Origin of the sequence: Vibrio olivae (assembly GCF_042428525.1) — a bacterium.
GTDB classification, from domain to species: domain Bacteria; phylum Pseudomonadota; class Gammaproteobacteria; order Enterobacterales; family Vibrionaceae; genus Vibrio; species Vibrio olivae.
Genome location: NZ_JBHMEP010000053.1, coordinates 1 through 993 on the forward strand (window position 1 = coordinate 1; position 993 = coordinate 993).

The 993-nt window shown below is 39.2% G+C and carries 1 protein-coding gene; it reads left to right on the forward strand.

The window, feature by feature from the left end:
* Positions 1–993 (forward strand): ISL3-like element ISEfa11 family transposase (locus ACFFUV_RS23425; protein ID WP_390198341.1); only part of this gene is annotated, 993 nt, incomplete at both ends.

Below are 993 nucleotides of genomic sequence, written 5' to 3' on the forward strand. Positions count from 1 at the left end.
TTGTAGAAGTTGTGGTTCTACTGTGGTAGATGGAAACGGGAAAGCAATTATAGTGAAAAATGGAAAAAAGGAAACGATTGTCCGTTTTGAACAATACAATCATATGCCTTTGGTTATGCGCCTAAAAAAGCAACGCTATACCTGTAAAAACTGTCGCACCCATTGGACGGCTCAAAGTTATTTTGTCCAACCCAGACATTCAATCGCAAATCATGTTAGATATAAAATTGCTTCTTTACTGACTGAAAAAGTATCTTTATCTTTTATTGCGAAAAGCTGTCAGGTATCTTTGACCACCGTTATTCGTACATTGAAAGAGTTTAAAAGCTATTTACCAAAGCAATCTAAGAAGATCCTCCCCAGAGTATTGATGGTTGACGAATTTCGTTCGCATGCTTCCATAGAAGATAAGATGAGCTTTATTTGCGCGGATGGCGAAACAGGAAAATTAATAGATGTTTTGCCTACGCGTAAATTACCTCGATTAACAAGCTATTTCTTAGGTTGTACCAATCCAGAAGAAGTAGAATTCTTGGTGACAGACATGAACGCCGCCTACTTCCAGCTCACCAAACGTGTTCTGCCAAATGCGAAAGTCGTGATTGATCGGTTTCATATTGTCAAACACATGAATCAAGCGTTCAATGAGTTGCGTATCCGTGAAATGAATGAACTTCGTAAAGCCGGACAGAAAAGCCAGGCAGAAAAACTGAAAAAGAACTGGCGCTTTTTGCTAAAAAATCGTGCAAACATCAACCATTATGAATACAAAACATGGAAAAGTTTCCGAGCACCAAAATACCCATTTCTTACTGAAGCAATGATGATTGATCGATTGCTTGACTTTTCTACGTCCCTGAAGGAGGCGTATCCCTTTTTTCATGAATTAGTTGAAGCCTTTCGAGACAAAGACCCTGACTTATTTTTCTCCTTATTGGCAGAACTTCCCGAAACGTTAGATGACGGCTTTCGGGAAAAGCTCCAAAACCTTCT